Origin of the sequence: Corynebacterium sp. (assembly GCF_030532715.1) — a bacterium.
Classification (GTDB): domain Bacteria; phylum Actinomycetota; class Actinomycetes; order Mycobacteriales; family Mycobacteriaceae; genus Corynebacterium.
Map to the genome: position 1 here is coordinate 200,775 of NZ_JAUNKO010000005.1, position 23,771 is coordinate 224,545.

Consider the following 23,771-nt stretch of genomic DNA (forward strand, 5'->3'; position numbering starts at 1 on the left):
TCAAGAATTTTGATGCAGCGCCGCGAAAACTGATTGGGCGAGCTTCGGGCCGAAACCCTTCACCGCGGCAAGCTCCTCAACACTCGCCTCCTTCATCTTCGCCACCGAACCAAAATGCTTCACCAATTCTCGACGCCGCGCCTCCCCCAACCCCTTCACCGAGTCCAGCACAGACGTACGCATCCGCTTCGACCGTTGCTGCCGGTGGAATGTGATAGCGAAGCGGTGCGCCTCATCGCGGATCTGTTGCAACAAAAACAACGCCGGGGAGGTGCGGGACAAAATCAGCGGATCTTCCTCCCCCGGCAACCACACTTCCTCCAAGCGCTTGGCCAATCCAATCAACGTGACATCCACAATGCCCAGCGAATCAAACACTTCTTGGGCGGCGTTCACCTGCGGCAAGCCGCCGTCCACGATAAACAATTGCGGCGGGTAAGCGAAGCGCGCCTTCGTGGGCTCATCTTCGAACGCTTCCGCGTCCGGCACGGCGCGCTGATCCTCGTGGTAGCGCTGGAACCGCCGCCGCACCACCTCCGCGATCGACGCCACATCGTTGGAATGCCCATCGCCCGCCGCCTGCTGAATCTTGTACCGCCGATAGTCCGCCTTTTTGGCAAGCCCATCCTCGAATACCACCAGCGACGCCACCACGTCCGTGCCCTGAATGTGGGACACATCCGTACATTCGATGCGCAGGATCGGCTGGTCCAGCATCAGCGCCTCCTGCAGCTCATTCAGCGCTGCGGAACGCGCCGTGAGATCCCCAACGCGCTTCAACTTGTGCTGTTTCAACGCCTCCTGGGCATTGCGCTCCACCGTCGCCGCAAGGTCACGTTTATCGCCGCGCTGCGGGACCCGCACCCGCACCTTGCTCCCCCGCAATTGCGACAACCACGCCTCAAGGTGGTCCCGATCCTCGGGCAACTCAGGCACCAGCACTTCCCGCGGGATCGGGGTGGCGCCGGCGTCCTCATTGGTAGCCGCGTGCTCACTGGCATCACCGTAGAATTGCACCAGGAAGTCCTGCAACATGCGCGGCAACGACCCCGTATTTTCCACCACCCAGCCACGCTGGCCGCGAATCCGCCCACCGCGAATATGGAAAATATGCACCGCTGCCTCAAGGTCATCGGCGGCGGCGGCAATGATGTCGGCGTCGGTGCCATCACCCAACACCACGGCTTGGCGCTCCATCACCTTCGTGATCGCCGCAAGATCGTCCCGCAGCCGGGCGGCCCGCTCGAAATCCAGCTCCTCGGCCGCCGCATGCATGTCCGCTGTGAGTTGCTTGACCACGACGTCGGTATGCCCCGCCATAAAGCTACAAAAACCGTCCACCAATTCGCGGTGCTCAGCGGCACTCACCTTGCCCACGCACGGTGCGCAGCACTTTTCAATGTAGCCGAGCAGGCAGGGGCGGCCCAGCTGCTCATGGCGCCGAAACACGCCTTGCGAACACGTCCGGACCGGAAACACGCGAGTAATCAAATCCAGCGTTTCGCGAATCGCCCAAGCGTGCGAATATGGGCCGAAGTAGCGCACCCCGCGCCGCCGCGGACCGCGGTACACAAAGGCCCGGGGAAACTCCTGGCCGGTGGAAACCGCAAGCATGGGATAGGACTTGTCGTCCCGATACTTGACGTTGAAACGCGGATCGAAGCGTTTGATCCAGGTGTACTCCAGCTGCAACGCCTCCACCTCGCTGGACACCACGGTCCAATCCACCCGGTTGGCGGTGGTCACCATGGTGCGGGTGCGGGGATGCAGTTGGGTAACGTCCTGAAAATAGTTGGACAGTCGCGCACGCAGGTTTTTCGCCTTCCCCACGTAAATAACGCGCCCGTCGGAGTCGCGAAAGGTGTACACGCCCGGCTCCGACGGAATGCTGCCGGCTTTCGGGCGGTAGGTGGCGGGATCTGCCATGCGGCTAGTCCTCCGGCATGTAGCGGTCTTCCAACTCCCGGAACTTCGCCACCGCAGTCACAACATCGCTCCCGTCGGCGGATTGAAATGCCCACATGGGAACAAACTCAAAATCAGGCAACTCGAGGCGCGCCCAACGGTCCGACTTCGGAAACGACAACCCGTACACCACTTCCCACGGGTAGAACCGCGTGCCAATAAAATTCCGCACCTCCACCCCGTCGGCGTTGGCGCGCACGCGGGGGCGCTGCAACCCGAGGGCAACCACGGCGAAGACGATACCCACGCCCACGAAGGCCCACTGATCCACCGTGGTCACGGCGGCGCCCGTGTCCCCAACGGCGACGACCAGCGCCATGAAAACATGCAATGCCAGCACGAGGATCGCGGCAACCCAGGCGATGAGTCTCATGCGACGAGAAGTGACTACCAAATCCCACGGTTTCTCCGTGGTGGTAGCAGCATCTGCGGCGACGAGGCGTTCCGTCGCCTTTTCCTTGGCTTGTTGGGCGTGTTCCTTAGCGAGGTGATCAGTATCCGATGCGGGTTGCGAGGCGTTCACGGGCATAAGTCTAGCCGTTTCATTCATTGTCAAGCACACCGGCGGCCGGCGCGACCAGCGAGCTCCGCCAACTCGCGCACCGCCGCATCCTTATCGGCGGCACCGAATACCGCGGAGCCTGCGACGAACGCGTCGCAGCCAGCGGCCGCCGCCTGCTCAATCGTCGCGGCGGAAATTCCACCATCGATTTCGATCAAAGTGTCTAAACCACGCGAATCGATTTCCGCGCGCAGCAGACGCACCTTTTCCAATTGATCCGGCATGAAGGACTGCCCGCCGAAACCGGGCTCCACGCTCATGACCAAAACGAGGTCGAAATGCTCCAGATCCTTCAGGTACGGCTCAATCGCGGTGCCCGGCCGCAGCGAGAACCCGGCGCGCACCCCCTGCTCACGCAGGTAGTTAGCCAACGCCACGTGGTCATCAACGGCCTCCACATGGAAGGTAATCCCTGTGGCGCCGGCCTTGATGTATTCGTCCACCCACAGCTGGGGCTTTTCAATCATGAGGTGCACATCGAGCGGTTTGTCCGTGACCTTGTGCACATCTGCGGTAATGCTCGGGCCGAAGGACAGGTTTGGAACAAAGTGTCCATCCATGATGTCCACGTGGATCCAATCGGCGCTGGGCACCGCGCCGATCTCCTCCCCTAAACGAGCGAAATCAGCGGCCAAAATAGAAGGTGCGATGAACATACTTGTGAGTTTACGTCACCGGTTTTTGCAGCACCGCAAAGAACATGGCATCGGTGCCGTGTCGGTGCGGCCACATCTGGACGGACTTCTCAGTACCCACGCGCTCCATGCCCAGCACCAGCGGGTGAGCATCGAGCTCTGTGGCACCAAGGTCGGCGACCGCGCGGTCCACCACCTCGCGGGTTTCCCGGAGGTCCGGCGAACAGGTGGAATAGACCACAATGCCGCCCGGTCGCACAAGCTCATACGCGGCACTCAACAGTTCGAATTGTAGAACGCTGAGCTCGGCGATATCGGACTCCTGCTTGCGCCACCGGGCTTCTGGGCGGCGGCGCAAGGCGCCCAAACCGGAGCACGGTGCATCCACCAACACGCGATCGAATCCGGGCTCAAGGCCGGACTGCTTGCCGTCCGCAATGTGCACCGTCACCGGCAAACCACGCGTCAAGTTTTCCACCAAGCGGGCCCGGTGCGGGGCGATTTCCACGGCGTCGACGTGCGCGCCGTCGATCCGCGCCAGCGCGGCAAGGAGCGCGGCTTTACCGCCTGGACCTGCGCAGAGATCCAGCCAGCGGCCGGTGTCCTCACCGCTAAGCGGGGCTTCCGCGACGGCGCGGGCGATGAGCTGGCTGCCCTCGTCTTGCACGGCGGCCAAGCCTTCGCGCACGGGTTCGAGCTCGCCGGGGTCGCCGCCATCCAAATACACGGCGTACGGGGAATATTTTCCTTCCTGCCCACCAGTAATCAATGCGAGCTCCTCCGCGCTCATCTCACCCGGGCGCGCAGCCAAATGCACTTTCGGACGTTCAGAATCAGCTTCGAGCGCCTCCCCCAGCTCCTCAATGCCGATCGTGCGTGCGAAGCTTTCGGCGATCCACTCCGGGTGAGAGTGCCGGAACGCCAACGCCGGAATCTCCCCGGGCGGTGTCGCCTGCTCAAACCACGATTCACGCGAGGAACGTGTCAGCGTACGCATGACCGCATTCGCAAAACCTTTCAGCTTTTCGGTGGTCAAACGTACGGTCGTATCCACGGCGGCGTGCGGCTCCACGCGGGTATACAACACCTGGTAAGCACCTAGGCGCAACGCATCCAACAGCTGCGGGTCGATGCGATCCAGCGGGCGTGTCGACGCCACATCGATCACCGCATCCAGCACCCCCAGGTTGCGCAACGTACCGTACGTAATCTCAGTGGCAAACGCGGCGTCGCGGCCTCGAATACCGCGGTCGCGCAGCATCTTCGGCAACACTAGATTCGCGTACGCATCGTCCACACGCACCTGGGTGAGCACGTCGAAGGCGGCCAGCCGTGCGGCATCCACATCCGGGCGTTCCGCGGCGGCGCGCTGCGCGCTTTGCTGCCGTGCTGATCGCTCACGGGCTTGCTCTTCCTCTTTTTGAACGTACCTTCGACTCCGGGATCGGAAACCGCTCATTGCCACACCATTCCTTCAATATCCTTCGCGCCGCGCGCCCACGCATCGGCTTGCATTTTCGTCTTGCCCGGAGGTTGCACCCAACTGAGACGCACCGCTTGGGTGCCGGTGCCCACCAACACACCGTCCCTTGTTACACGCAACGCGCCCGGTGCGAGGTCTTCACCATCAGTCAGCGCGACGGGGCCCAACTTGAAGCGCTGTTCGCCCGCCTGCGTCCATGCGCCAGGCCCTGGAGTGTGCGCCCTGATCGCACGTTCGATCGCCTCCGCCGGCTGCGCCCAAGCAACCCGCGCGTCCTCCTTGCGAATCTTCGGGGCATAGGTCGCGTCACCTACCTGCGGTGTCGCAACCACCGTACCGGCCTGCAATCCGTCCATCGTGTGCACGAGCAAGTCGCCGCCAACATAGGCTAGCCGGGTCAGCAGGTCGTCCGCGGTGTCGCTAGGCGCGATATCCTCCGTCACCGTGGCGAGCACGTCGCCGGTATCCAGGCCTTCCGCAATGCGAAACACCGAGGCGCCTGTGCGGTGATCCCCCGCCCGAATCGCCGCCTGCACAGGTGCCGCACCGCGCCACGCCGGCAGCAACGAAAAGTGCAGGTTCACCCAACCGTGCGGGGCCACATCCAATAAATCCGGGGTGATCAAATTGCCGTACGCTACAACCGGGATGCAATCCGGGGCAAGCTCCCGCAATCGCTGGCGTATCAGTTGCCCGTCCTCCGTGTCCGGTTTCAAACTGGTGGGCGTGAGCACCTCAATGTTGTGCTGCCGCGCGAGCTGCGCCACCGGCGAGGCTTTCAGCGACCTGCCGCGGCCCTGCTTGGCGTCTGGGCGGGTGAGCACCGCCACGATTTCATGGTCGGAAGCAAGGAGTTTTTCCAGTGCCACCACGGCGGGCTCTGGGGTGCCCGCGAAAACTAACCGCATTGTGTGTACGACCTCTTCCTCTAGGTTGTTGCTCTAGGTTGCTATTGCTGGAACCACTCTGATGTTCGAATCTCGGCCATTGCTTCTTTCCGCAGCGCGGGCGCAAGACGTTTGACAAACAACACGCCGTCCAAATGATCTGTCTCATGCTGCACGCACCGCGCCAGCAGCCCCTCGGCCTCAAACTCGACGTCGTCGCCGTGGATATCCTGACCGGTCACCCGCACGCGGGCGAAACGCTCAGTATCCTTCCGCACTCCAGGAATGGATAAACACCCTTCGATTGCTGTCACCGTGTCTTCGGATATCGGCTCCCACACCGGGTTGACCACGTGCCCGCGCCGCACCTCATGCTCATCCGAGCAATCGAACACAAACACGCGGCGGGTAACACCCACTTGGTTGGCCGCAAGCCCCACGCCCTCGAATTCGTCCATGGTGTCGAGCATGTCGCTGACAAGGGTCGCTAACGCGGCGTCAAACTCTGTAACCTCGTCTGCCTTGATAAGCAAGACTGGGTCTCCAAACAAACGAACATCGCGAACAGCCATAACCTCGGGGCACTCCTTACCTGAACAACACCTAGACAACACCTAGACAACTTGACACCGCGACAACCGTCTGACAACCACGACGCGGCGTTGCGCATCCCACCCATAGTAGCTGGAACAGGCACAAAACCCGAGATTTGTTAACCGATGTGCAGCGGGTCGATCTGCACACGCAACGGCAACAACTCTTTCCGCGTGGCGCGGGCAACCTGCGCGGCCCGCAACGCACGCCCCAACGCCAAGCCCTGGGCCACCGGCACCCGAACAAGGATTCGCTGCGGGGGGCCGTAACGCTGTTCGTCGTATTCCCCGGGGAGTGTCACCCCGGGCGGCAGATCCACCGGGCCGAGGATTTCCCCACCCTCAGGCACCTCCAAAAGTTCAATAAAGTTTTCGAGCGTTTCCGAGGGCGCATCCACCGCTGCCATTCGAACGGATGGAGGAAAGCCGACTTCCGCGCGTTGCGCGAGTTCCGCGGCGGCCGCGCCGATCATGTCCCACCGGATCAGCGCCTGCACCACAGGCAGCCCCGGATCAGCCATCACCACCACTTCCCCGTCCCGGCGCACCAAGGTTGCCGCAGCTGTCCACTTGGCAAGGGTTTCCTCCGCTGCCCGCAAGTCGGGCCGCCCCAACAACGCCCAGGTGTCCAGCAGCACGAGCGCACCGTAACTCCCCTGCGGCTCCGCGCCCGGAGTGGCCACCACCAATTGCGGGCCGTCGTCGATGGCATCGACAATGTGTGCGCCACCCGAGGTGACCACCTTGACGCCGGGGAACGCCCGCCCAAGTTCCTCCGCGGTACGCCCGGCGCCCAACACCACGGCGCGGAGCTTCACCGATCCGCACGCCCCGCAGCGGTAGCGCGAATCTGGGCGGCCGCACCACCGGCAGGTGGGCACCGCGGCCTCACCACCCGTGGGTAAACCCAATGGCCCGTTGCAGTGTCGGCAGCGCGCGGGCGCACCGCACGAACCGCACGCCAAGGTTGGTATGTAGCCAACGCGGGGAACCTGCACCAGCACGGGCTGCCCACGGCCGAAGGCTTTGCGCACGGCTGCAAACGCCGCACTTGGCAGTCTGGCCACGCCCGCGCGCGGGTCCCGTTCCAAGGCGAAGCTGGAATCGGCAGCCGCGAACACATGAGGCATGCGAGTTCGAATCACCTCGCGCGGCGCGACGAGGTTGTGCATCCAGCCGCGGGCCACCAACAATTGGGTTTCCGCGGTCCGCGAATGTCCCGCGATAATCAGCGCGCAATGCTGCTTGGCGCTGCGCATCGTCAATACCTCGCGGGCATGCACATACGGTGCGCGCGGGTCGGACAAGTTTTCGTCTCCATCGTTCACGATCACCGCCAAACGCAAGTTCGGCAGCGGGGCGAATGCGGCGCTGCGGGTGCCAATCACCAATCGCCCCTGCCCGTGCAACACAGATAGAAAGCGTCGATAGCGCGCCTGCGGGCCAAGCGCCGCGCCCAACACCGTAATCTGCTTGGCGGAAACCCACTGCCGGCACGCCGACTCCAGCGTATCGACATCCCGCTGATCCGGCACCACGATCAGCGCACCGCCCCCATCCATCACCGTTTTGATCGCCAATGCGGCAAGCGCCCGCGCCCAATCCTCACCCGGGGCAATCTGCCACGCCGCGCGTGCCTTGGCGCCGGAAAGCACGGCGTCCACAAACGACTCCCCGTAAGCATACGAAGACCATTGCGAAAGGTCCGGTTCCTCCGCTGCCCCGAGTTCCTCCCATGGGGTAGCGAAATCGGACTGCTCGGCGCCTGCATGGCGCGCGGGGATTGCCGCCCGAATGAGGTCGCTTCGAACGCCGGCATACCGGTCCGCCAGCGCCTCAACGAGTTCGCGTGTGGGCAACGGATACACCACATCCGGGGAGATCACTCGTTCCAACCACGCGAGGTCACCTTGATGGTCAGTGTGGGAAGAGCGGGAAATCAGCACGGCGTCGACAAGTCGGCCCGCGAACCGCACGCGCACACGCACCCCGGGTTGGGCTTGCTCGTGCTGCTCAGAATCCACCCGATAATCGAACAGCCGATCAAGGTGCGGAAGGCCAAGTAGCGGGAGCACTCGGGCCACTGGAACCGCGGGCGCAGGCACTCGAGCTGTGGACATGCTGCCATCGTACCCAACCGCGGCGCAGGCCATTGACACAGGGAAACTACCGAGTTAGGCTGTGAATGAATATTCAAACCATTCATTCACGCCGGGATTTTGCCGTCTTACCGGCCAATTTCACAAGGAGAAGCCATGAAAGTAGCGTTGATCACCGCCTTCGTCATCGTCGCAGCCATCATCCTCACGGTCGTCGGGTACTACACAGTGAAGTCGATCGTGTCGCCCAACCCCCACGTCGGCGATCACACAAAACTCGAACGTACGTTCACTACGGAGGAGGAACAAATCATCCGCACCAACCGCTTCACCATCGAAGACCTAGCCAAGCACAACGGCACCGACGGCACGGAAGCGTACGTTGCAATCGACAACGTGGTCTACGATCTCTCGGGCGCTCCATCGTGGGCGAAAGGCATGCACCACGGCGTCAGCGCTGGCACAGATGCCACGGAAGCCTTCGTGCAATCCGTCCACGACAAGCAGATACTACAGAAGCTTCGCGTCGTGGGCGGGTTGGATCCATAGTAGGATGGACACCCATGGACGCTGCCAACCAACGCCTGCTCGACGCAGCCCACACCCAATTCGCACGCAACGGTTACAAGAAGACCTCGGTGGCAGACATTGCGGCTACGGCGGGCGTGGCGGTGGGCAGCGTATACAAGTTCTACCCTTCAAAAAAGGAACTGTTTTTCGAGGTTTACTTCGCCGAAAACGCCCGCATGAAGCGCGACATCGCCAAGCGGATCGATTGGGGGTTTCCGCGGGCGGCGATGCTCGAATTCATGTCCCAGCTTTCTCAGGCGACAGCGCGCAACAAGATTTTGGGCGCGTGGAATGACCCGCAGATCGGCCCTGCACTGCAAGCCGCTGGCTCCGATCGGTGCGAGACCTCCGAATTCCAGGCGTTCCTCACCGAACAATCACAACGCTGGCGGGACGCGGGGCTCATCCCCCACGACTGCTCGCAGGAATTCCTCGAGGCGCTTCTCGACGCCGCGAACAAGATCGACACCGAACTCAACCTCGCACCCGAGGTAACGGTGTTTATCTATGAAGCGATGGTTGAAAAATTATTCGCTTAGGCTGGCGGCGGTCGTCCGTGAGGAACGGATTGTAATGCTGCGCAATCTGCATCGACACCACCACAACCGCCACGCACATTGATGCGATAAACCCGAGGAGGTCTTTGTGCTCCACCAGCACCGTGAGCACTGAAAACCCGATCACACCGGTGGTGAGCAGCATGGCGGCAAGCAGCCGCCGCTGCAGCGGGTCCCGAATATTTGCCATCAAAAATGGCAGCAGGGCGGATAGGGAAAACATTGGCATGATCAATGGAAGCAACACGAGGGTTCCTCCGGGCGTGACGCAAGGCTTTTGGGTGATGAGGCGCCACTTCAAGCGCCACCCCAACCACGCTAGCAACGTTTCAAAGATATTTCTATGATTGTTTTCACATCCATAGGTTTGGCTGCAATATTTTCCGGTTGACGGAGCCGGTGGCAACCGCCAACCGGGACGACGCTACAGCGCTTCGGCGATCGCGGCGTCGATAATGCTTAAGCCTTCCTCAAGCTCGGCGGCGCTGATGTTCAACGGCGGAACCACATGCATGCGGTTGAAATGCGTAAACGGCCACAACCCGCGTTGCTTACATGCCGTAGCCAACGCAGCCATCGGGGCGTTTTGTTCCGCGGTTGGGTTGAACGGCACCAATGGCTCGCGCGTGTCCTTGTCTTTGACAAACTCAATCGCCCAGAACATGCCGACGCCACGGACGTCACCGACACAATCATAGGTGTCGCGCATCGCTTCCAGGCGCGGACGGATGATTCGCTCCGCGAGGTCGTTGACGTGTTTGAAGGTTTGTTCCTCTTCGAAAATCTGCAAGGTTTCCACGCCGGGCGCGCACGCAAGCGGGTGCCCGGAATAGGTCAACCCGCCGGGGAATGCGCGAGTGCCAAACGTCGCGCGAATCTCGTGTGAAATCAACACCCCGCCAAGCGGCACATAGCCCGAATTCACGCCCTTGGCAAAGGTGACGAGGTCCGGAAGCACATCGAAATGTTGGTAGGCGAACAACGCTCCCGTGCGGCCGAAGCCCGCCATCACCTCGTCGGCGATGTACACGATGCCGTGCCTGTCACACAATTCCCGAACGCCTTGAAGGTAGCCCGGCGGCGGCACCAGGATACCGTTGGTGCCAACCACGCTTTCGATGATGATCGCAGCAATCGTCTCCGGCCCCTCCAACAGGATTTGCTGCTCGAGGTGCGCGAGCGCGCGGGCAGATTCCTCCTCCGGGGTGGTGGCGTAAAACACGCTGCGATACAGGTACGGGCCGAAGAAGTGTACGACGGAGGTGTCGCTGGGTTCGTTCGCCCAACGCCGTGGGTCGCCGGTGAGGCTGATGGCGGTGGCGGTGGCCCCGTGGTACGACCGGTACATCGACATAACTTTTCGTCGCCCCGTGTGCAGGCGCGCCATCCGCACCGCGTGCTCCACCGCATCCGTGCCACCGTTGGTAAAGAACACATTGGCAAAATGATCGCTGCCGGCGGCTTCGACGATGCCTTGCGCCAACTTCGAACGAGTTTCCTCCGCAAAGCTCGGCGCCACCGTAGCAAGGCGTTCGGCTTGACGTTTGATAGCCGCCACGAGCCGCGGATGCTGGTGCCCGAGGTTAAGGTTCACCAATTGTGAGGTGAAGTCCAAGTACTTGTTCCCATCGTGATCCCAGAAATAGCTCCCGCTGCCGGACGCCACCGGCACGGGCGAAATCAGGTCTTGGGCCGACCAAGAATGAAACACATAAGACCGGTCAAGGCCTACAACGTCAGCGTTTGTTGTCATCGGATCCAACTTTCAATGAGATGATGGGGCGATTAGTGGGTGGGAAAACCCAGGTTGATTTGGGACTCGTTCGGCAGCGGCCAACGGCTGGTCACCACCTTGCGGCGGGTGTAGAAATTGAACGATTCTGGACCGTACATGTGCGTATCACCAAAGAGGGACTCCTTCCAGCCGCCGAAGGAAAACGCGCCGATTGGTACCGGAATTGGCACATTGATGCCCACCATGCCGACCTCGATGGCGAACTCGAATTCGCGGGCAGTTCGGCCGTCGCGGGTAAACAGCGCCGTGCCGTTGGCGTAGCGATTTGCGTTGATCAGCGACACTGCTTCATCGTAGGTGCCCACCCGCGCGATGCATAGCACTGGGCCGAAGATTTCCTCGTCGTAGCACGGCATGCCGGGGCGGACATTGTCAATAATGGACGGCCCAATGAAAAATCCTTGCGAATCCCCGAAGTCCCAACTCCTGCCATCAACAAGCAGTTTCGCGCCGTGCCGCTCCGCGTCCGCCACAAATCCGGTGATTCGTTCGAGCGAATCTTTGGTGATCACCGGGCCCATTTCGGCGTCCGGATCGTCGAAGGCACCGACCTTGAGGGCGTTGGTTCGCGCCACGATTTTCGCCACGAGCTCATCGGCGATATCACCGACGGCGACCACCACCGAGATCGCCATGCAACGCTCCCCCGCGGAGCCGTAACCTGCGGAAACTGCGGCGTCGGCTGCGGCGTCGAGATCCGCGTCGGGCATCACCACCATGTGGTTTTTCGCCCCGCCAAGCGCCTGCACGCGCTTACCATTGCCCGCCGCGCGGGTATAGATCGCTTTCGCCACTGGCGTGGAACCCACAAAACTTACCGCTCGAACACGCGGGGAATCCAGCAGTTGGTCCACCACCGCCTTATCGCCGTGCACCACGTTCAGCACGCCCGGCGGCAACCCGGCATCTGCAAACGCTTGCGCAATCCAATTCGCCGCCGACGGGTCCCGTTCACTGGGTTTGAGGATCACGGTATTGCCAGCGGCGATCGCGGTGGTAATCATCCACAGCGGCACCATCGCCGGAAAATTGAACGGGGTGATGCAGGCGACCACGCCGAGGGGCTGACGCGTTTGGTGCACGTCAATACCTCCGGCCGCCTGTTCCAAATGCTCGCCTTTCATGTGGTGCACCAAGCCCGCGCAGAACTCCACGTTTTCTAAGCCGCGGGTGATTTCCCCGGCGGCATCCGACAACACCTTGCCATGTTCCTGGGAAATAATGCGTGCCAGTTCGTCCGCGCGTGCGGAAATAATCTCGCGCAGCCGGAACATGATGTTCGCACGCTTGGCCATGCCGGTGGCGCGCCAGGCGGGAAACGCCTCTTCCGCGGCGTCGATAGCCTTTTCGAGGGTGGTGGGGCTGGCGAAGGCGACGCGGCCGATCTCGACCCCGGTCGACGGATTCATAATCGCGCCGGTGCGGTCGGAATCGTGCGTGAGTTCTCCCCCGATAACGTGTTGTACGAGCATATCGCAACCTCCTGTGACGTACTGTACGAATACCGCGTTGAACTGCGGCATTACGAGCTTCTCCGCCCATGCTAAAGGCGCACAACGGGCGGCAATAGGCTCGTAATGTCACCGAAGAATCGGAAAGTGGACACACTGTTAACCTTGCACTTGGTACGGTGATCGTAGCAGCAGTCCTGCACCCGGCGACAAGGACACACCAATGGCTTCGAACGAACGCATCGACGAGTGGCAATACGGGCACTACCTCACCATCCGGGATGTCCTCGATTCGCCCACCTTAGCGAAAGCGCGAGTAGAGGCGTTCTGCCCGCCGGAAGCGCTCGACCGGCCAGTGCGGTGGGTGCACGTTGCCGACGCCGTGCGCACCGGCGCCCTCTTGCAGGGTAGCGAGCTGCTCCTTACCACCGGTATCGCGTGGAGCGATCGAGCTGACGAGCGAATTGGCATGATCGCAACATTCGCACAAAGATCCGTGGCGGCAATCGTGCTCGAGCTTGGCTCCCATTGGCGGCAAGTGCCGGCCGACGTGGTCAACGCGTGCCAGCACTACGACATTCCGCTGCTGGCCATCCACGACGAAGTGAAATACGTGGAATTGACGGAGTACATTCACACGCTGTTGCTGGAACACAAGGTTCGGCAGGTCAACGCGATCCACGACGTTACAGAGTCGTTTACCTCGCTCATGGTCAACGGCGCCCCAACCACCCAAATTTTGGCGCACGCTAGCCGGCTGCTGCAATGCCCGGTGGTACTGGAAGACCTGTCCCACCAGGTGGTTGCGTACGCGGAGGGGCACATGCCGCCCAGCACCCTGCTGCATAATTGGAGCGAGAAATCCCGACGGTGGTCCGCCGCGATCGGCAACTACGGCACGCTCACGCAATGCGTCACCGTGGACGCCGACAACGCCATCGGCGCGCGGGCTGTGGTCCGCGCCCTCACCAGTACCCCCAACAAACACCAGCACCACGACGCCGAATTGTGGACCATGATCGACGTGCAAGCACGCGGCGTAGCGTGGGGTCGTTTGTTCTACCGAGGTCGCAGCCTCAGCGACGCCGGCGGCGACCATATTTTAAGCCAGGCGGCCATCACGCTTGCCATGGAGCGACTTGGATCCACAAACCCATATTCATGGGTGGACCTGATTGAAAAAACCGCGATTGAGCGGCTGGTACACAATAAGTACACCACCGTCCACGGCGTGCAGGAGGTGCTATCCGCATCCGGGTTCCGCATGGAAGGCAGGCACCTTTTCGCACTGCTGATGGAACACCACGGTAGCTACATCGAACCCACGGTGTACCGCAAGGAAATCCGAAAAACGTTTCAAGATGCGGATTTTCTGGCTACTGAGCTGGAATCAAACCCACGCTTGGTCATCGCGGCACTGTCCATTCCCGCGGATCCGGTGCACCACAACATCACGGAACCGCTCCACGCCATGGCCGAGCGCATCTGCGACAGCCACGACGCGAAATTGCGAATCATTTGTTCAAGCGCGAGCGAGACAACGTTGCAACTCTCTGCACTCATCCGCCAGCTTTCCTTGGCCACGCCTACCCCCATGCCGCGCGCCCGGGTGACCATCGTGCCATTAAGCCGCACCCCGTTGGAAAACCTGCTGCTCACCTTGCGCGACGACGTGCGCGTGCAGCACTATGTCAACTCCACGCTCGATCCGCTCCTCATGTACGACAAAAACCACCACGGGGACCTAGTGGAAACGCTCACGGCGGTGCTGGCACACCCGACTTCCCGGACCGCCGCGGCGCAACGATTGCACCTGTCCCGCACCGCGCTCTACGGTCGCATCGCCACAATCGAACGTTTATTGGACATGGATTTGAGCGATGGAGAAACCATATTCAGCCTGTCGCTCGCATTGAAAAGCATGCGTGGCAGCGCGGACGCATCAACGTTGAAACACAACATTGCCGTTGCGAGCGTCGACCAGCGCACGGACCGATGACGTGGTAAAACGCCAGTTCGGTTTCCACAGCGGCCAAACGGACTGCACACACCGCAATTGAAATTGCGCGCCTAGCTTGAGTCTTCGAAGCAACACGGTAACCACCGCGCGGTGTGCAATATTGATTGCCTGCTGCTCGGTTGCGCGCCATGCCGGATTTTCCGGCGCTACGAGCTGCACACAAACACCGTCCAATTCCTGCGGTAGCGGAATCTCTGGGAGCAATTCAGCCGCCTCCCAAGCGGTAATCAAGGGTGTTGATGAACTACGATCAACCACCACCTGATACTGACGCCCCTGCAACGACTTTGCCGGGCCAGCGAACAACCCATCGGCCTGCACCTCAAACACCACGCCGAACAACGGAAAATACGTCAACATTGGGTCGGCCACCGGCAGCGGCTGCCGCCACGCATCTTCGGCAAGTTGAGCCGCCTGCGCGGCAGGAATGCGCACCGGCAACGCCGCGGAAAAGTGTTCCTCGGGTGTGATCATCGAGCCCCTTGTTCCGGCGGAAATTGGTTGAGCAACGTCGGGTCGGTCGAAATATCTGAACGAAAATTCGCGGGTGTGAGCCGCGCGGTGTCCGCGATAGCGAGCTGCACCCGCTCCGAGACGGGATGGCTACGCTGAGTGGCCAATGAGCCGATGATCATCGCCAACGTCGAGGAGGCTAAACCAGCCAACAGTGGGTCCAAACCGGTGCTTTCCGTAAGCCCGCTTTGCTGCCACAACACCACCATGACAGTGCCCGCAAGCATGGACGCCACCGCGCCCACCGCGTTCGCTTTCCTCCACCACACCGCACACACATAGGCAGGCACGAAGGCGCCGCCAAGAATGGAGGTGGCGAAAACTACCAGTTCAAACACCGCAGGAGGCTGCCAAAACGCCAGTACAATGCCCCCGAAGGCGAGTACGAGCACTGAAATTCGAGAAATCCACACCGCGTGGCGTTCGCTCATATCGGTGATGAAAAACCGGCCGAAAATATCGCGAGAGGCGATCGTAGAGGCTTGGAGCAACAACGCGTCTGCGGTGGACATGATCGCCGCCATCACCGCGGCCATCACTATCCCCACCCCCGCGCTCGGCAGCACGATCTTCGCAGTTTCAAAAATGGCCTGTTGGGGATCATCCAAATTCGGCAGAATCAGCAACGCAAACACCCCGATAATGTAGGGCGCGGGGATAAACAGAAGGTTAAACACCGTGGAATACACGCCGGCGCTGCGGGCCACGGAAGGTTGTTTCATGGCCATGTGTGACACCACCACGTGCGGCCACCCCATATAGCCAATGGAAAACAGCAACAATGCGCCGAGGATCACGCCCCATTGCCCCTGATAGCTTAATTCCGCGCCCCACATGGTGAGCAAATTCGGGTTCATATTGCCCACCTGCTCATTGCCAGAAGTAAAGCCACCGACGTGTTGCAATGTGGCTATGAAAATCCACACCATGCCGATCAACATCACAATCGCTTGCACAAAATCCGTATATGCCACGGCGAGGTACCCGCCGAGAAAGGTGTACAACACAATGACACCCACAGCGATTAGCAGCGATATTTCGAAGCTAAACCCAGTGACGGAGGCAAGCCCAGAACCGCCCGCTATGAATTGCGAAAGCACGTACAAAAACAGGCAGATGAGCGCCACTGGCGCGGCAACGATCCGAACCCACTTACTTTCATATCGGTGTTCGAGGTATTCGATGGATGTTAACGAGCCGAGCTTTTGTGAAAGTTTGCGCATCCGGCGCCCCAACACGGAGAGGTTAATGATGCCGCCGCCGATGTCGCCGAGGGCGTACCACATGCTGAAATAGCCCTGCGTATACGCGAGCGAACCGGCCCCGAGGAACATATACCCCGACATTGAGGAAGATTGCAGGCGCAGCGCCGTCACCGCCGGCCCGAGCGAGCGATCCCCGAGCAAATAGCTTTCAGAGTCACTGGAGGAACGCTTCGCCGTCCACACCCCGATGCCGGCCATGGCGGCGAAGTAGATAATCAAAAATACCAGCGGCAGGCTCATGCGTTCGCCCCTGTTTCAACCTCGTCGGCGAGGTGCCAGTCTTTGCTGATCACCCAAAAGGCCGCCGTATAGAGAATCCAAAACACTGACACGCCGACGACGGCGACAACAGTAAACGTGGGTAAGCCGAACATGGCATCATCCCCTCACAAACACGAAGAAATTTATGTCTTAGGTCACACTCAAGCATTGGAGTGTCACTTCCGATAGCTGCATTCTGTGCACAAAACCCAACAATGTTGACATTCTGTACCTTGTCTGGCTTCTTTCACGCGCGGTTCAATGGTGTCAACGGGGTCAACGCAGCACACCAACAGCCAGCGACACCCCCACCGACCAGGCACAAAGGAGTTCGACATGACCGACCATCACGCAACCGCCGACGCGTTCGACGAGGCGACGTTTTTAGCGGACTTTCACTACACCACCAGGTTCGGCGCGACTGCCGCGAACGGGGTGGACCGCCAAGCCGGAACCGCCGAGCATGGCGCAATCCGCGATTGGTTTACCGCCCGCGCGCGCGATTTAGGTTTCACCATCAAGGTCGATGAAATAGGAAATGTGTTCGCATCTTTGGAGTTTGTGCCGGGCGCCGATCACGTATACCTCGGCTCGCACCTCGATAGCCAACCACTGGGCGGCAGGTTCGACGGTACGTACGGGGTGATGGCCGCCCTCTACGCGGCCGCCCGCATCAAAGCGCTTGCCGACGCCGCGGAACTCACCCCCACCCACAACATTACGGTTGTGGATTGGTTTAACGAGGAAGGCGCTCGGTTCGTTCCCTCGCTGATGGGTTCAAACGTGTTCGCGGGGTTTTGGGATTTGCAGGCGACACTGGAAACCAAAGACCCCAAGGGAGTTACCGTCCGCGAAGCGCTCGAACAAATCGGCTACCTCGGCGCGGACACTCCCCCGCCGATCGGCAGCTACGCGGAGCTGCACATCGAGCAGGGGCGGGTGCTGGAACGTGAGGGCATTACCATCGGCGCGGTGGATCAATCCTGGTACACCCAAAAACTAGTGGTGCAGGTGCTTGGCGAACAATCGCACACTGGGGCGACCATCATGGCGGATCGGCATGACGCACTCGTCGCAGCCTCCGAGATCGTACTGCTTGCAGAACGGGTTGTTGCCGGCTTCGAACCCGAGCAAATCGTCACTTCTGTAGGCAAATTCGATGTGCTGCCCAATTCCCCGATCGTGGTACCGCGCCAGGTGGACCTTGTCATTGATATCCGTGCCAATGAGCGCGCGGACGTGGAGAAAGCTCGCGACCTGCTCAAAGAGCAGATTCAAGAGGTTGCGCAGCGGCGCGAGCTCACCATCACGGCCGAGGATTTTGATATTCGCGATATTCAGCATTACCCCGTCGAAGGCATGGAATTGACGGAAAAGGCGTGCGCGGATGCGCGGGCGTCGGTACGCCGAATGCGCACCATGGCGGGCCACGACTCCGTGGTGATGAACCGGATCGTACCGGCAGTGATGGTGTTTATCCCTTCCATTGGCGGTATCTCCCACTGCGAACGCGAGTTCACTACCGATGAGGACATGGTCACCGGTGTTGAAGTACTCACTGACATCGCCCTACGCATGGTTACTGGGGCGCTCGACGATGTTGCGCCCGGCGAACCCCACACGGAATCCTAACCCAGCCTCACCCCACAGCGACCACCACCACGGCCAACCATTCGAAGGAGAGTTTGCACGCATGACCACCACGTTTATTCACGGCGGGACCGTGGTTTCGGCCACCGGCAAGCATCGCGCAGATGTGCTTATCGACGGTGAGACCATCGCCGCAGTCCTCGACCCAAACTCAGTGTTGCTGGGACACGATCTCAAAGAATCCGCCGACCAGGCCATCGACGCGACAGGGATGTATGTAGTACCGGGCGGCATCGACGCCCACACGCACATGGAGATGCCGTTCGGCGGGACTACCGCCGCGGACACGTTTGAAACGGGCACCCGCGCGGCAGCGTGGGGCGGCACCACCACGATCATCGACTTCGCCATCCAACGCTATGGCGAACGCGTATTTGATGGTTTGGAAGCGTGGCACAACAAAGCCCGCGGCGAATGCGCGATCGACTACGGCTTCCACCAGATCATCGGCGAAGTGAACGTCGACTCCCTTCAGGCCATGGAACGTCTGCCCGATGAAGGCGTGTCCAGCTACAAAATGTTCATGGCATACCCCGGCGTGTTTTACAGTGACGACGCCCAGATTTACCAAGCGATGCGAAAAGCCGCCGACACCGGGCTGCTCACCATGATGCACGCCGAAAACGGACCTGCCATCGATGCGATGGTGGCCGAACTGCTCGCCCAAGGAAAAACGGACCCGTACTATCACGGCGTCGCCCGCGCCTGGCAAATGGAGGAAGAAGCCACGCACCGTGCGATCATGCTTGCGAATCTCACGGGGGCGCCGCTGTATGTGGTGCATGTGTCTGCCAAGCAAGCGGTGCATCAACTCGCAGCCGCGCGCGACGGCGGGCACAACGTGTTTGGTGAAACCTGCCCCCAATACCTATATCTTTCCCTCGAAGATCAACTCGGCGCGCCCGGCTTCGAGGGGGCGAAATGGGTATGCTCCACGCCGTTGCGCTCCAAGCATGAGCACCACCAAGATCACATGTGGCAGGCGCTACGCACCAACGACATCCAAATGGTATCCACGGATCACTGCCCGTTCTGCTTCAAAGAGCAAAAGGAACTCGGCCTTGGTGACTTCTCTAAAATTCCAAACGGTATCGGTTCGGTGGAGCATCGGATGGACTTGATGTACCAGGGCGTGGTCAATGGCAATATTTCCCTCGAGCGCTGGGTGGAAATCACGGCAACCACGCCTGCGCGAATGTTCGGCTTATACGGCAAGAAGGGCGTGATCGCGCCGGGCGCGGACGCCGATATTGTGCTGTACAACCCCAATGGTCACACCAAAATCGGCATCAATGACACCCACCACATGAACATGGATCACTCCGCCTGGGAAGGCTTTGAAATCCAAGGCCATGTGGATACCGTGCTTTCCCGCGGGCGCGTGCTCATTCGTGATAACGAATACGTCGGCTCCAAAGGCCACGGCAACTACCTCCATCGAGGCGCTTGTCAATATTTGATCTAGGCGGCAGCCGCTCGGGGTTGAGCTGTGTGCGCTGGCCTCACGTGTCGAGGCCGGCGGCCTGCCGCAACTCCGCCACGCGGTTGGCACGCTCCCACGGCAAGTCCAAATCGGGGCGTCCAAAATGACCGTAGGCGGCTGTTTGCGCATAGATTGGGCGGCGCAGATCCAACTCGCGAATGATCGCAGCCGGGCGCAAGTCGAACACCTTGGCTACGGCTGCTTGGATTGCTTGGTCATCCAAGCCGTCCGCCGCAGTACCGAAGGTTTCCACATACAGCCCCACTGGCTTCGCGCGCCCAATTGCGTATGCGACCTGCACCTCCACACGGTCGGCAAGGCCCGCGGCAACCACGTTTTTGGCCACCCACCGCATGGCGTACGCCGCAGACCGGTCCACCTTGCTGGGGTCTTTGCCGGAGAATGCTCCACCACCGTGACGAGCCATCCCGCCATAGGTGTCCACGATGATTTTGCGGCCGGTCAAACCCGCGTCCCCCATCGGGCCACCAAGGATGAACGAACCGGACGGGTTCACCAGCAGCTGCAAATCATCCCCGACATACTGTTCAAGCCCGGCCTCCGCAATCACCCAATCGACCACATGCTCGCGCAGCTGTTGCGCCAGCCAAGCTTGAGTCACGTCCGGATCGTGCTGGGTAGAAATCACCACTGTGTTCAAATGGCTGGGAAGATTATCGCTAGTGTAAGCGAACGTCACCTGGGTTTTGCCGTCAGGACGCAAATGCGGGACAATGCCCTCCTTGCGCACCTGGGTGAGCCGGCGCGCAAGTTGATGGGCTACAGAAATCGGCAGCGGCATGTACTCTGGGGTTTCGTTGGTGGCATACCCGAACATGAGTCCCTGGTCGCCGGCGCCGCTGCGGTCATCCTCTTCAACCTCGCCGCCGGAGCGCACCTCATGTGAATTATCGACACCCGCGCCAATCTCCTGGCTTTGCTCACCAATCGCCACCGTCACGCCGCACGTAGTGCCGTCGAAACCAACTTCAGATGAAGTAAAACCAATATCCCGCAGCTTGTTGCGAACCAACTGCGGGATTTCTACGTAACCACCGCACCGAACTTCACCTACGATGTGCACCAAACCAGTGGTCACCACGGTTTCCACGGCAACTCGGGAACACGGATCCACGCTCAGCATGGCGTCCAAAATGGTGTCCGAAATGGCGTCGCAAATCTTGTCCGGGTGGCCTTCGGTCACAGATTCGCTGGTGAATAGGCGGTACTGCGCCTCAGGTAGCTCCATTACTTCAAATCCTTATGCTTCAAACGCGCGCGAAGATGCGCCAGACAACATCAATCTAGACTAAGCGGTCTAAATGAGCAACTGCGCACCACACCCCCACCACGCGCCGCGTCAGCGCCCCACTGCCTCAATCACATCCCAAATTTGCGCCGCCACCTCAAACTTGGTGCCGGGCGCTACCTCAATGACGTCACCGTCGGCGGTCAGCACCCAACCTGCGTTCGTGGCTTGGCCGAACACTTTTCCGTTGCCGACCTCATTACACATAAGAACGTCGCAGCCCTTGCGTCGCAATTTATCTTTGCCATGTTCGAGGGCGCTGTGTTTCGAATCTCCGGTTTCGGCCGCGAAGCCGACGATGGTTTGCCCCGGCCGCCGGTCAGCGACCAGCCCGGCGAGAATATCGGGGTTTTCCACCAACTCCAAGCGCGAAAGCGCGTGCGAATCCTTGCCTTTTTTCAACTTCACAGTCGCGGCCTGAGCCGGGCGAACATCAGCCACCGCCGCGGCCATCACAATGATATCGGCGTCCGCGGAGGACTCTTCGATAGCTTCCTGCATCTGCACGGCAGATCCGACGCGGATGATCCTGGCCCCGGGCGGCGTCGGCAAGCTATCCGTAGCGCCGGCCACGACGGTAACGTCCGCCCCGCGCTGCACAGCAACTTCGGCTAGCGCAAAACCCTGCCGACCAGACGATCGATTACCGAGGTAACGCACTGGGTCGAGGTCTTCCTGTGTTCCCCCCGCGCTGATTACTACGCGCGTGCCCGCCAGCGAACGTTGCAGCGCATGCCCCGACATAGCCAATTGCGCCATTGCGGCGATTTGTTCGGGTTCCGGCAAGCGCCCCGGACCGGTATCCTTGCCGGTCAGACGTCCGTGCGCAGGCTCCAGCACGACGATCCCCCGGTGCCGCAGCGTTTCGACGTTCGCGCGAGTCGCCGCATGATGCCACATTTCGGTGTGCATCGCCGGCGCCACCACGATGGGACAGGTCGCTACCAAACAAGTGGCCGTCAGCAAATCATCAGCCCTGCCCGCGACCAAACGGGCGAGCAAATCGGCGGTCGCGGGCGCGATCACCACCAAATCCGCCTGCTGCCCAAGATTCACGTGCCGAACCTCATCCACGGCGTCGAACACGGATGTGGAAACAGGGTTGCCAGACAGCGCTTCAAACGTCGCCGCACCAACGAACTTCAGTGCGGTTGGGGTAGGAACCACGTGCACGCGGTGCCCCTGTTCCGTAAACAAACGCACCAGGTGGCAGGCCTTGTAGGCCGCGATACCGCCGGAGACGCCGACGACGATGTTCTTACTCACGGCGGTGTGTGGGTTCCTTTATCCCTCAGTGTGGTCCAACATGCGCGCGTTGATTTCGCTCAACGCGATCGTCAGTGGTTTCTGCTGCCCGACGGGCGTCACCAGCGGGCCCACAAACTCGAACACACCTTCATCTGCCTGCTGGTAGTAGCTATTAATCTGGCGGGCGCGCTTCGCGGCAAAAATCACCAAAGCATACTTGGAGGACACTTTGTCAAGCAGATCGTCGATCGGGGGGTCAGTAATCCCGATCGGAGGATCAAAAACGTCCTGGTTATTGGCAGTCACGTTAGTCACATACACCTTTTCAGCAGTGTTTCAATAATAAAAATGTTACGCACCGAGCAAAATCGCACGAATATCGGCAACCGTTTGTTCGATGTCGTCGTTGACCACAATATGGTCGAACTCGTCTTGGGCGGCCAATTCACCGCGGGCAGTTTCCAAACGACGAGCAATGACGTCCTCGGATTCAGTGCCACGGCCAGTCAACCGCTGCACCAGCACCTCCCATGACGGGGGCGCAAGAAACACCGAATGAGCTTCCGGCATTTCGCGGACCACATTACGGGCGCCGACCAGATCAACCTCAACAAGGACAGGCCGACCCTCAGACAAGGCCTCGCGCACAGGCCCGGCAGGAGTTCCAGAACGCTGCAACCCACCGTGAATGTCCGCCCACTCGAGCATTTCACCACGGTCAATGGTGTCTTGGAACTGCTCCCACGTTACAAAGAAGTAGTCCCGACCATCCACCTCACCAGGACGCGGGTCGCGGGTCGTCATGGAGACGCTGAAGTACAGGTCCGGAACCTCATCGCGCAACCGCGCAACAACCGTAGATTTTCCTACGGCAGAAGGGCCGACCAACACTACGAGGCGACCCAACGAACTAGCTGCAGACAATTACGACGTCCCTGTCTTAGTCTTCGTCGCTGAAACCGAAACGCTCCAACAACGCGCGACGCTGACGGTCACCTAAGCCGCGAAGGCGACGAGTCTGGGCGATCTCCAACTCGTCCATAATCTCCTTAGCCTTCACTTTGCCTACCTTCGGCATTGCTTCAAGCAACGCCGAAACCTTAGTCTTACCGATGATTTCGTCGGTTTGAGCCTGGGCCAATACCTCCTTGAGGTTGGTGCCACCGCGCTTGAGCTTTTCCTTCAGCTCTGCACGTGCCTTGCGGGCCTCAGCGGCCTTCGCGAGGGCTTCCTTGCGCTGCTCGTCGGTCAACTTGGGAAGGGCCACGGGGTTCCTCCGATTCAAATAAACGGTCAATGTTCTTTCGGTAATGTCTACCAGATTTCGGCGGCCTACAGAACACCTGCAGACAACCGAGCCGGGATCAGCATAGCACTATCTCGGAAAAGTCAAAGGTGGGCGCGTCGAAATCCCACGTCGCGAGC

General features: G+C 60.5%; 23 protein-coding genes. 5 read left to right on the forward strand and 18 right to left on the reverse strand.

From position 1 onward, the window contains the following. The 7 genes from uvrC to Q4D83_RS09460 form a co-directional block, all read right to left on the reverse strand. A complete protein-coding gene (gene uvrC, locus Q4D83_RS09430) occupies positions 1-1,926 on the reverse strand; it encodes an excinuclease ABC subunit UvrC (protein ID WP_303175006.1) in 1,926 nt (641 codons plus the stop codon). Between the two features lie 4 nt (positions 1,927-1,930). Further along, positions 1,931-2,494: a PH domain-containing protein gene (locus Q4D83_RS09435; RefSeq protein ID WP_303175009.1), complete on the reverse strand. Its 564-nt coding sequence runs from the start codon at positions 2,492-2,494 to the stop codon at positions 1,931-1,933. Between the two features lie 23 nt (positions 2,495-2,517). After that, entirely contained in the window at positions 2,518-3,183 is a 666-nt protein-coding gene (rpe, locus tag Q4D83_RS09440; protein ID WP_303175011.1) for a ribulose-phosphate 3-epimerase, read from the reverse strand. A gap of 10 nt (positions 3,184-3,193) precedes the next feature. Next, positions 3,194-4,621 carry an RsmB/NOP family class I SAM-dependent RNA methyltransferase gene (locus Q4D83_RS09445; protein WP_303175013.1) on the reverse strand — a complete coding sequence of 476 codons (1,428 nt, stop codon included), beginning with the start codon at positions 4,619-4,621 and terminating at the stop codon, positions 3,194-3,196. After that, complete coding sequence (gene fmt / locus Q4D83_RS09450) at positions 4,618-5,553, reverse strand: methionyl-tRNA formyltransferase (protein WP_303175016.1); 936 nt, start codon at positions 5,551-5,553, stop codon at positions 4,618-4,620. Before fmt ends, Q4D83_RS09445 begins: the two co-directional genes overlap by 4 nt. A gap of 41 nt (positions 5,554-5,594) precedes the next feature. Then, the gene (def, locus tag Q4D83_RS09455; protein WP_303175019.1) at positions 5,595-6,104 is read right to left on the reverse strand and encodes a peptide deformylase; all 510 of its coding nucleotides are present in this window, start codon (positions 6,102-6,104) and stop codon (positions 5,595-5,597) included. 140 nt (positions 6,105-6,244) lie between these two features. Further along, positions 6,245-8,245 (reverse strand): primosomal protein N', encoded by a 2,001-nt coding sequence (locus Q4D83_RS09460; protein ID WP_303175021.1) that lies wholly within the window; start codon positions 8,243-8,245, stop codon positions 6,245-6,247. 135 nt (positions 8,246-8,380) lie between these two features. Between Q4D83_RS09460 and Q4D83_RS09465 the strand changes: the two genes are divergently transcribed. Together Q4D83_RS09465 and Q4D83_RS09470 are read left to right on the forward strand one after the other, a co-directional pair. Beyond that, positions 8,381-8,773 carry a cytochrome b5 domain-containing protein gene (locus Q4D83_RS09465; RefSeq protein WP_303175023.1) on the forward strand — a complete coding sequence of 131 codons (393 nt, stop codon included), beginning with the start codon at positions 8,381-8,383 and terminating at the stop codon, positions 8,771-8,773. A 14-nt stretch (positions 8,774-8,787) separates the two neighbouring features. Further along, entirely contained in the window at positions 8,788-9,333 is a 546-nt protein-coding gene (locus Q4D83_RS09470; RefSeq protein WP_303175026.1) for a TetR/AcrR family transcriptional regulator, read from the forward strand. Here Q4D83_RS09470 and Q4D83_RS09475 read toward each other — a convergent pair. From Q4D83_RS09475 to Q4D83_RS09485, 3 genes are all read right to left on the reverse strand, one after another. Continuing rightward, positions 9,296-9,598, reverse strand: a complete 303-nt coding sequence (locus Q4D83_RS09475; RefSeq protein ID WP_303175028.1) for a hypothetical protein — start codon at positions 9,596-9,598, stop codon at positions 9,296-9,298. The genes Q4D83_RS09470 and Q4D83_RS09475 overlap by 38 nt on opposite strands. 177 nt (positions 9,599-9,775) lie before the next feature. After that, on the reverse strand, positions 9,776-11,104 hold the full coding sequence (locus tag Q4D83_RS09480) for an aspartate aminotransferase family protein (RefSeq protein WP_303175029.1): 1,329 nt from the start codon (positions 11,102-11,104) through the stop codon (positions 9,776-9,778). Positions 11,105-11,136: 32 nt separating this feature from the next. After that, positions 11,137-12,618, reverse strand: a complete 1,482-nt coding sequence (locus tag Q4D83_RS09485; RefSeq protein WP_303175030.1) for a CoA-acylating methylmalonate-semialdehyde dehydrogenase — start codon at positions 12,616-12,618, stop codon at positions 11,137-11,139. A gap of 202 nt (positions 12,619-12,820) precedes the next feature. On the opposite strand from Q4D83_RS09485, the gene Q4D83_RS09490 reads away from it, so the two are divergent. Beyond that, entirely contained in the window at positions 12,821-14,596 is a 1,776-nt protein-coding gene (locus tag Q4D83_RS09490; RefSeq protein WP_303175031.1) for a PucR family transcriptional regulator, read from the forward strand. On the opposite strand, the gene Q4D83_RS09495 is transcribed toward Q4D83_RS09490, so the two are convergent. From Q4D83_RS09495 to Q4D83_RS09505, 3 genes are read right to left on the reverse strand one after another with little or no spacing between them, the layout of a single operon-like run. Next, entirely contained in the window at positions 14,540-15,091 is a 552-nt protein-coding gene (locus Q4D83_RS09495; protein ID WP_303175033.1) for a hypothetical protein, read from the reverse strand. The two genes, Q4D83_RS09490 and Q4D83_RS09495, sit on opposite strands and share 57 nt — an antisense overlap. After that, on the reverse strand, positions 15,088-16,635 hold the full coding sequence (locus Q4D83_RS09500) for a sodium/proline symporter (RefSeq protein ID WP_303175034.1): 1,548 nt from the start codon (positions 16,633-16,635) through the stop codon (positions 15,088-15,090). Before Q4D83_RS09500 ends, Q4D83_RS09495 begins: the two co-directional genes overlap by 4 nt. Then, entirely contained in the window at positions 16,632-16,769 is a 138-nt protein-coding gene (locus tag Q4D83_RS09505; RefSeq protein ID WP_303175036.1) for a hypothetical protein, read from the reverse strand. The genes Q4D83_RS09500 and Q4D83_RS09505 overlap by 4 nt, the downstream gene beginning before the upstream one ends. Positions 16,770-16,992: 223 nt before the next feature. Here Q4D83_RS09505 and Q4D83_RS09510 point away from each other — a divergent pair, with 223 nt between their 5' ends. Further along, complete coding sequence (locus Q4D83_RS09510) at positions 16,993-18,288, forward strand: M20 family metallo-hydrolase (protein ID WP_303175038.1); 1,296 nt, start codon at positions 16,993-16,995, stop codon at positions 18,286-18,288. A gap of 61 nt (positions 18,289-18,349) precedes the next feature. Next, on the forward strand, positions 18,350-19,771 hold the full coding sequence (gene hydA, locus Q4D83_RS09515) for a dihydropyrimidinase (protein ID WP_303175040.1): 1,422 nt from the start codon (positions 18,350-18,352) through the stop codon (positions 19,769-19,771). A 37-nt stretch (positions 19,772-19,808) separates the two neighbouring features. On the opposite strand, the gene metK is transcribed toward hydA, so the two are convergent. From metK to mihF, 5 genes are all read right to left on the reverse strand, one after another. Further along, a complete protein-coding gene (metK, locus tag Q4D83_RS09520) occupies positions 19,809-21,038 on the reverse strand; it encodes a methionine adenosyltransferase (RefSeq protein WP_303175043.1) in 1,230 nt (409 codons plus the stop codon). Positions 21,039-21,149: 111 nt separating this feature from the next. Continuing rightward, entirely contained in the window at positions 21,150-22,364 is a 1,215-nt protein-coding gene (gene coaBC / locus Q4D83_RS09525) for a bifunctional phosphopantothenoylcysteine decarboxylase/phosphopantothenate--cysteine ligase CoaBC (protein ID WP_303175045.1), read from the reverse strand. An 18-nt stretch (positions 22,365-22,382) separates the two neighbouring features. Continuing rightward, positions 22,383-22,661 (reverse strand): DNA-directed RNA polymerase subunit omega, encoded by a 279-nt coding sequence (rpoZ, locus tag Q4D83_RS09530; RefSeq protein WP_303175047.1) that lies wholly within the window; start codon positions 22,659-22,661, stop codon positions 22,383-22,385. A gap of 36 nt (positions 22,662-22,697) precedes the next feature. Next, positions 22,698-23,270, reverse strand: a complete 573-nt coding sequence (gene gmk, locus Q4D83_RS09535; RefSeq protein ID WP_303175049.1) for a guanylate kinase — start codon at positions 23,268-23,270, stop codon at positions 22,698-22,700. 16 nt (positions 23,271-23,286) lie between these two features. Beyond that, entirely contained in the window at positions 23,287-23,613 is a 327-nt protein-coding gene (gene mihF, locus Q4D83_RS09540; RefSeq protein ID WP_027012248.1) for an integration host factor, actinobacterial type, read from the reverse strand. Positions 23,614-23,771: the final 158 nt, after the last annotated feature.

Bases quoted from the DNA above. Each gene is read 5' to 3' on its own strand.
- uvrC (WP_303175006.1), bottom strand. From the start codon at position 1,926: ATGGCAGATCCCGCCACCTACCGCCCGAAAGCCGGCAGCATTCCGTCG.
- Q4D83_RS09435 (WP_303175009.1), bottom strand. From the start codon at position 2,494: ATGCCCGTGAACGCCTCGCAACCCGCATCGGATACTGATCACCTCGCT.
- rpe (WP_303175011.1), bottom strand. From the start codon at position 3,183: ATGTTCATCGCACCTTCTATTTTGGCCGCTGATTTCGCTCGTTTAGGG.
- Q4D83_RS09445 (WP_303175013.1), bottom strand. From the start codon at position 4,621: ATGAGCGGTTTCCGATCCCGGAGTCGAAGGTACGTTCAAAAAGAGGAA.
- fmt (WP_303175016.1), bottom strand. From the start codon at position 5,553: ATGCGGTTAGTTTTCGCGGGCACCCCAGAGCCCGCCGTGGTGGCACTG.
- def (WP_303175019.1), bottom strand. From the start codon at position 6,104: ATGGCTGTTCGCGATGTTCGTTTGTTTGGAGACCCAGTCTTGCTTATC.
- Q4D83_RS09460 (WP_303175021.1), bottom strand. From the start codon at position 8,245: ATGTCCACAGCTCGAGTGCCTGCGCCCGCGGTTCCAGTGGCCCGAGTG.
- Q4D83_RS09465 (WP_303175023.1), top strand. From the start codon at position 8,381: ATGAAAGTAGCGTTGATCACCGCCTTCGTCATCGTCGCAGCCATCATC.
- Q4D83_RS09470 (WP_303175026.1), top strand. From the start codon at position 8,788: ATGGACGCTGCCAACCAACGCCTGCTCGACGCAGCCCACACCCAATTC.
- Q4D83_RS09480 (WP_303175029.1), bottom strand. From the start codon at position 11,104: ATGACAACAAACGCTGACGTTGTAGGCCTTGACCGGTCTTATGTGTTT.
- Q4D83_RS09485 (WP_303175030.1), bottom strand. From the start codon at position 12,618: ATGCTCGTACAACACGTTATCGGGGGAGAACTCACGCACGATTCCGAC.
- Q4D83_RS09490 (WP_303175031.1), top strand. From the start codon at position 12,821: ATGGCTTCGAACGAACGCATCGACGAGTGGCAATACGGGCACTACCTC.
- Q4D83_RS09495 (WP_303175033.1), bottom strand. From the start codon at position 15,091: ATGATCACACCCGAGGAACACTTTTCCGCGGCGTTGCCGGTGCGCATT.
- Q4D83_RS09500 (WP_303175034.1), bottom strand. From the start codon at position 16,635: ATGAGCCTGCCGCTGGTATTTTTGATTATCTACTTCGCCGCCATGGCC.
- Q4D83_RS09505 (WP_303175036.1), bottom strand. From the start codon at position 16,769: ATGTTCGGCTTACCCACGTTTACTGTTGTCGCCGTCGTCGGCGTGTCA.
- Q4D83_RS09510 (WP_303175038.1), top strand. From the start codon at position 16,993: ATGACCGACCATCACGCAACCGCCGACGCGTTCGACGAGGCGACGTTT.
- hydA (WP_303175040.1), top strand. From the start codon at position 18,350: ATGACCACCACGTTTATTCACGGCGGGACCGTGGTTTCGGCCACCGGC.
- metK (WP_303175043.1), bottom strand. From the start codon at position 21,038: ATGGAGCTACCTGAGGCGCAGTACCGCCTATTCACCAGCGAATCTGTG.